The organism is Micromonospora sp. D75 (genome assembly GCF_018070405.1).
Classification (GTDB): domain Bacteria; phylum Actinomycetota; class Actinomycetes; order Mycobacteriales; family Micromonosporaceae; genus Micromonospora; species Micromonospora chalcea.
On the sequence record NZ_JAGPXV010000347.1, the window covers coordinates 1 to 6,318 of the forward strand.

5 protein-coding genes and 1 pseudogene are annotated in these 6,318 nt (G+C 72.6%); 3 read left to right on the top strand and 3 right to left on the bottom strand.

Annotated elements, in window-relative coordinates:
- Positions 1–418 precede the first annotated feature (418 nt).
- The 3 genes from KBX39_RS33430 (at position 419) to KBX39_RS20030 (ending at position 3,225) form a co-directional block, all read left to right on the top strand.
- Entirely contained in the window at positions 419–586 is a 168-nt protein-coding gene (locus tag KBX39_RS33430) for a DUF5679 domain-containing protein (protein WP_007464795.1), read from the top strand.
- A gap of 169 nt (positions 587–755) precedes the next feature.
- Complete coding sequence (locus KBX39_RS20025; RefSeq protein ID WP_209963121.1) at positions 756–1,868, top strand: TOMM precursor leader peptide-binding protein; 1,113 nt, start codon at positions 756–758, stop codon at positions 1,866–1,868.
- A 10-nt stretch (positions 1,869–1,878) separates the two neighbouring features.
- On the top strand, positions 1,879–3,225 hold the full coding sequence (locus KBX39_RS20030; RefSeq protein ID WP_104114240.1) for an AarF/ABC1/UbiB kinase family protein: 1,347 nt from the start codon (positions 1,879–1,881) through the stop codon (positions 3,223–3,225).
- Between the two features lie 317 nt (positions 3,226–3,542).
- Here KBX39_RS20030 and KBX39_RS20035 read toward each other — a convergent pair whose 3' ends face one another.
- The 3 genes and pseudogenes from KBX39_RS20035 to KBX39_RS20045 all read right to left on the bottom strand — a co-directional run.
- Positions 3,543–3,908: a WhiB family transcriptional regulator gene (locus KBX39_RS20035; RefSeq protein ID WP_030503670.1), complete on the bottom strand. Its 366-nt coding sequence runs from the start codon at positions 3,906–3,908 to the stop codon at positions 3,543–3,545.
- Positions 3,909–4,039: 131 nt separating this feature from the next.
- Positions 4,040–4,294 carry a hypothetical protein gene (locus KBX39_RS20040; protein ID WP_082931090.1) on the bottom strand — a complete coding sequence of 85 codons (255 nt, stop codon included), beginning with the start codon at positions 4,292–4,294 and terminating at the stop codon, positions 4,040–4,042.
- A gap of 129 nt (positions 4,295–4,423) precedes the next feature.
- Positions 4,424–6,304 (bottom strand): annotated as a pseudogene (locus KBX39_RS20045) (ATP-dependent DNA helicase UvrD2); the annotation flags it as partial.
- Positions 6,305–6,318: the final 14 nt, after the last annotated feature.

Sequence of the window (6,318 nt, forward strand, 5' to 3'; positions counted from 1 at the left end):
GACCAGGACTCCGCAAGAGTCAACACGACGACACGCGCCCGGAAAATGGCGGTTGATTGTCAGGAGTCCAGAAAAAATTCTTTGCGCTGGTAGATGACCATCACCAACCGACCCTCTGCAACGTTAAGTGATCTACGGTGAGTGACCGGCGCCAGGGGCACACGAAGGGGATCTGGGCGCTTTTACCCGGCGTGTCCGCGCGAAACTGACTTATCCGACGTAACTCGGCATGCACACTCTCGACGTCGACTAGCTCACAGAGTCGGCGTACAGCTGACATGGAACCGCCCAGACCTGGGTAGGGTCCGCCAACCACGGTCAGGTGACTGATCGCGGAGAACCCCCCGGCGCCGACGTCACGTTCGGCCGCAGGGAGACCGCCGGGACAACCTCCGGCGGACGAGACGAGGAGGCTACCGTGGCCGACCAGGCCCAGACCTACAACGGTTACTGCGTCAAGTGCAAGGAGAAGCGGGACTTCGAGGGGCACGTGGAGGTCTCGAAGACCGGCATGAACATGGCCAAGGGCAAGTGCCCGGTGTGCGGCACAACAGTGAACCGCATCCTGGGCAAGGCCAAGGTCTGACCGCTCCACGGGGAGGGCGGCCCTCGGCCGCCCTCCCCGTCGGGTAACCGACACAGTTACCCGCCAGTTGTGGAAAACCGGCGAGATCCTGTGGACAAGGCTGGCCACGGCTCGCCGCACCTGTGGACAACGAACGACGGAGCGCTTGGAGACGGTCACTATCGGTGCCGTGACCGATCCGACACCGCTCGTCCGTCCGATCCTGCTGCCCGGCCTGACCCGGCTCTGGCGCGACCGCCATACGCTCCAACTCGGTGAGCTGCCCGGCCGGGCGGTGCTGCTGGAGATGTCCTCGCCGGGCACGGCCCGCCTGCTCGACCTGCTCGACGGCACCCGCAGCGAACGCGCCGTGCTGGCCGAGGCCGGCGCCGCCCGGGTGCCGCCCGACGAGGCACGCGCGCTGCTCGACACGCTCCGCAACGCCGGCCTGGTGGTGCCCGCGCAGGCCCTGTTCCCCCGTGACCTCGCCGGCGCGGTCCGGACCCGGTTGGCAGCCGAGGCCGCCGCGCTGGCGCTTACCTGCCCCGACCTGCCCGGCACACCGGCCCGGCTGCTGCGCCGCCGCCGGTCCGCCCGGGTGCTGGTCACCGGCACGGGACGACTCGGCGCGGCGGTCGCCGTCGCGCTGGCCCAGGCCGGCGTCGGGCACGTCGTACCCGATCTGGCCGGCCCGGTCGGCGCCGGCGACCTGGTCGGGACCGGCCTGACCGCCGCGGAGCTGGGCCGGCCGCTGGGCCCGGCGGTACGCGCGGCGCTGGAGCGGTGCGCGCCGGGCACTGCCACGACCCCGATCCGGGCGGCCCGGCCGGACCTGGTGGTGCAGCTCGGCGTGGACCGGCCGGCCGAGCTGCTGGCCACCGGGTACGCCCGCCGACGCCAGCCCCACCTGCTGCTCGACCTGCGCGGCGGCGTACCCGTGATCGGCCCGCTGGTCCGCCCACCCGTCGGTCCGTGCCTGCGCTGCCTCGACCTGCACCGCGGCGACCGGGACCCGGACTGGCCGGCGCTCGCCGCCCAGCTCGCCGCCGACCGGGGCGAGCGGGCCTGCGCCGCCACCACCCGGCTCGCCGCCGCCGCGTTCGCCACGGCCGAGGCGCTGGCCCAGCTCGACGGCGGCCACCCGGAGACGCTCGGCGGCGCGGTGGAGGTCGCAGCCCCGGGCCGGGTGCGTCACCGACGGTGGCCGCCGCACCCCTCCTGTGGCTGCTGCCGGCGTCGCCCGATCCGGTCGGCCCCGGCCGCTCCCGGCCGCACGGCAGCATCGAGGGCCCCGAGTCGGTAACAATGGCCGGGTGACCGACATCCCGCGCCGGGCCGTGTCCCGCACCGCCAAACTCGCCGCCCTGCCGCTCGGATTCGCCGGTCGAACCGTCCTCGGCATGGGCAAGCGGGTGACCGGGCTCGCGTCCGACGTCATCTCCGCCGAGATCCAGCAGCGCACCGCCGAGCAGCTGTTCAGCGTGCTCGGGCAGCTCAAGGGCGGGGCGATGAAGTTCGGCCAGGCCCTGTCGGTGTTCGAGGCGGCGCTGCCCGAGGAGGTGGCCGCACCCTACCGGCAGGCGCTCACCAAGCTCCAGGAGGCCGCCCCGCCGCTGCCGGCGGCGACAGTGCACAAGGTGCTCGCCGAGCAGCTCGGCCCGGACTGGCGCGACCGGTTCGTCGAGTTCAACGACACCCCGGCCGCGGCGGCCAGCATCGGCCAGGTGCACCGCGCCCTCTGGCGCGACCCCGGGTACGGCCCGAACGGCGGCCCGCAGCACCGGGACGTGGCCGTGAAGATCCAGTACCCGGGCGCAGGTGACGCCCTGCTCGCCGACCTCAAGCAGCTCTCCCGGCTCGGCGGCATGTTCCGGGCGATCCAGCCGGGGCTGGACGTGAAGCCGCTCCTGGCCGAACTGCGCGAGCGCATCACCGAGGAACTGGACTACGAGCTGGAGGCGGAGTCGCAGCGGGCGTTCGCCGCCGCGTACGCCGACGACCCGGACATCTTCATCCCGGAGGTGCTCGACGCCGCGCCCCGGGTGCTGATCACCGAGTGGGTCGAGGGCATCCCGCTGTCCCAGATCATCCGGGAGGGCACCGAGGAGCAGCGCGACGAGGCCGGCCGGCTGATGGCCGAGCTGCACCTCTCCGCGCCGGAGCGGGCCGGGTTGCTGCACGCCGACCCGCACCCGGGCAACTTCCGGCTGCTGCCGGACGGGCGGCTCGGCGTGATCGACTTCGGCGCGGTGGCCCGGATGCCGCAGGGCACGCCGGAGCCGATCGGCCGGATCGCGGCGCTCGCGCTGAACGGCGACGCCGACGCCGTGGTGGAGGGGCTGCGTGCCGAGGGCTTCGTCAGCCGCACCGAGTCGATCGACGCCCCGGCGGTGCTCGACTTCCTGCGTCCGATGCTGGAGCCGATCGCGGCCGACGAGTTCCGCTTCACCCGGGCCTGGCTGCGCGCCGAGGCGACCCGGCTGGCCAGTCCCCGCTCCCCCGCGTACCAGCTCAGCCGCCAGCTCAACCTGCCCCCGTCGTATCTGATGATCCATCGGGTCACGCTGGGTTCGATCGGCGTGCTCTGCCAGCTGGAGGCGAAGGCCCCCTACCGGTCGATCCTGGAACGCTGGCTGCCCGGCTTCGCGCCCGTGCCCTGAGCACCGGCTGGGCACGGAGCAGGCGAAGGGGCGGTGACCAGCAGGTCACCGCCCCTTCCTCACGCGATCGTTCTACAGGACGCCCAGGTCGCGGGCCGACTGGCTGCGACTCCGCATGGCGACGGTACGGGCGGAACGGGTTGCCTCAGTGCTCGTGGTGGTGCGACCGGCCTGAGGCCGGCGCATTCGGGCCCTGGACAACGCTTCGTGGAGTAGTTGCATCTCGAATCCGTTCGGCAGGTTCAGCATCAGAATTTCTCTCTCAGGTCGGCCGGTGGAGGGACACCGGCATCGGTCGGTTTCGGAACGTAGGTGTGTCAGGCTGCCAGCCGGACGGCGCTACGCGACTCGGACAGCCCGCTGGCCGCCAGTCGCGCCTCCGCCTCGACCCGGAGCTGCGCGTCGCGGGCGAGGTCCTCCTTGCGCGGACGGCCACGGGGCCGCTTGCGCGGGACGACCGCGCCACGCTCGAAGATCTCGCCGCCCCAGACGCCCCAGGGCTCGGCTCGCTCGACCGCCCCGGCCAGGCACTCGACGCGCAGCGGGCAGTCCCCGCAGAGCGACTTGGCCAGCTCGAGCTCGGCGGGCGAGTCGGAGAACCACAGGTCGGGGTCGAACTTCCGGCAGGGCAGGTTCGCCTCCACGTCGACGCTCACGTCGAGGGGGGCCAACGCCAGACTCATCCTCCGGTCACCTCTCTCTCACTTCGATCTCGTGGATCGCATTCCGACGTACTTCGGCGGGACAAAAAACTGAGGCCGCGGATCCCGGTGTGCGGGTTCCGCGGCCTCGAGGTGAGCCGGCGTCTGATGGATCAGACCGGTCTACCTCGAGGTGGAACGCCGCGGACATCCGTGCGCTTCTTGGCGCCATCGATGCCCTTGCCCGCGAAGCCACTGGTCCCCTCGACTCCGGCGATCGGCGCAACGGTCAGGTTCAGCTCGGCCTGAACCTGGACCTGGTGCACCTGCGGAGCCGACGGTCGAGCGGCGAGGGCCACCCGGACAGCCGACAGCGGAGCGACGGCAGACGGCATCGCCGCGAGACGCTCATAGTTGAAGATCTTCACTGGTGCCACCTCCCTACTCTCCTCGTGCCGACCGTGGACTCATCCCCGTTGAGCAGCCAGAACAGCGCCGCTCGCGAGGTGTGTCATGAGGCTATTCCTCGCCCTCGGGCGAGGGCAAACGATTTACGGCTAGTTTTCAGAAGTTTTCTGTGAGCAGACCTCGTCCACCGTGGCGCCCGCCACCAGGGCGAGGACCGTATCACCGTAAAGCCCGACTTTTCGGGGCCCGATCCCGGCGATCGCCACCAGTTCCTCGGTGCGACCGGGCTTCCGTTCGGCCAGCGCGGTGAGCGTGGCGTCGGTGAAGACCACGTACGCCGGCACCTTCTGCGCTCCCGCGACCCGCTGCCGCCAATCGCGCAGCCGCTCGTACAGCTCCTCGTCGATGTCCGACGGGCAGGTCGGGCAGCGGCCCAGTTTGCGGTCCGCGCCGGCGAGCAGCGTCGCGCCGCAGATCCGGCACGAGACCACCTGCGGCCGGCGCCGCTCGGCCCGCCGCGCCGGTCCGCCGCCGCCGGCCCGCTCGCCGCCGCCGGAGCGGTCGAGCTGCGGCAGGAAGCGCGACGGCCGCCGGGCCCGCCCACCCGGCGAGCGCGCCGTGGCGTACGACAGCCAGAGCCACTCCCGGGCCCGGGTGATCCCGACGTAGAGCAGCCGCCGTTCCTCCTCGACCTGCTCCATGGTCTTCGCGTACGTGGTGGGCAGCGTGCCCTCGGCCAGCCCGACCAGGAACACCGCGTCCCACTCCAGCCCCTTCGCCGAGTGCAGCGACGCGAGCGTGACCCCCTCGACGGTGGGCACGTGCTGCTGGGCGGCCCGCCGGGCCAGTTCCTCGGTGAACCCGGTCAGCCCCGGCTCCGCCTCGGCGTCGGCGGCGTACTCCTCGGCGAGCTGGACCAGCGCGGCGAGCGCCTCCCACCGCTCGCGCGCGGCGCCGCCGGGCGGGGGCGCGTCGGGCGCCCAGCCGACCGCCGAGAGCCCTTCGACCACGGCGGCCGGCAGCGGCGTGTCGACGGACGCCGACCGGGTGGCGGCGCGCAGCGCGATCATCGCCTGGCGCACCTCGGGCCGTTCGAAGAACCGCTCCGCGCCCTGGAGCACGTACGGCACGCCGGCCTCGGAGAGCGCCTTCTCGTACGCCTCGGACTGCGCGTTGGTGCGGAACAGCACAGCGATCTCCCGCGCCGGGGTGCCGCCCGCGACCAGCGCCCGGCAGCGGGCGGCGACCGCGTTCGCCTCGGCCGGCTCGTCGGTGAAGATCCGCAGTTCCGGCTCCGGACCGGGCCGGCGCTGGCCGTGCAGCTCCAGCCGCAGCCGCGCCTCGGTGCCCCGCGCCTGGGAGATCACCGCGTTGGCGAGCCCGACCACCTGCGGGGTGGAGCGGTAGTCGCGGACCAGCCGGACCACTGTCGCGCCCCGGTGCAGCCGGGGGAAGTCGACCAGGTACGACGAGGTCGCGCCGGTGAACGAGTAGATCGTCTGGCTGGCGTCGCCGACCACTGTCAGGTCGTCCCGGCCACCCAGCCACGCCTCCAGCAGCCGCTGCTGGAGCGGGTTGACGTCCTGGTACTCGTCGACCACGAAGTGCCGGTACTGGTTGCGCACCTGCTCGGCGACGTCCGGGTGCTCCTCGATGCCCCAGACCGCGGCGCGCAGCATGTCCTCGAAGTCGATCACCCCGTTGCCGCGCTTGAGCCGCTCGTACGCGTCGAACACGTCGGCCACCCGGGCCGGCTCGTACGGCGTCTCGCGCAGCGCCTTGGCCGCGGCGACGACGTATTCCCCGGGCTCGACCAGCGACGACTTGGCCCATTCGATCTCGGCGGCGAGGTCGCGCGCGGCGGCCCGGTCGGCGCGCAGCCCGACCTTGGCGGCGGCGAGCGTGACCACCCGCACCTTGCTGTCCAGCAGCTCCGGCATGGCCCGCCCGGCCAGCAGCCGGGGCGCGAAGTAGCGGACCTGCCGCAGCGCCGCCGCGTGGAACGTGCGCGCCTGCACCCCCTGCACGCCTGTCTCTTATACAC

Bases quoted from the DNA above. Each gene is read 5' to 3' on its own strand.
- KBX39_RS20035 (WP_030503670.1), bottom strand. From the start codon at position 3,908: ATGAGTCTGGCGTTGGCCCCCCTCGACGTGAGCGTCGACGTGGAGGCG.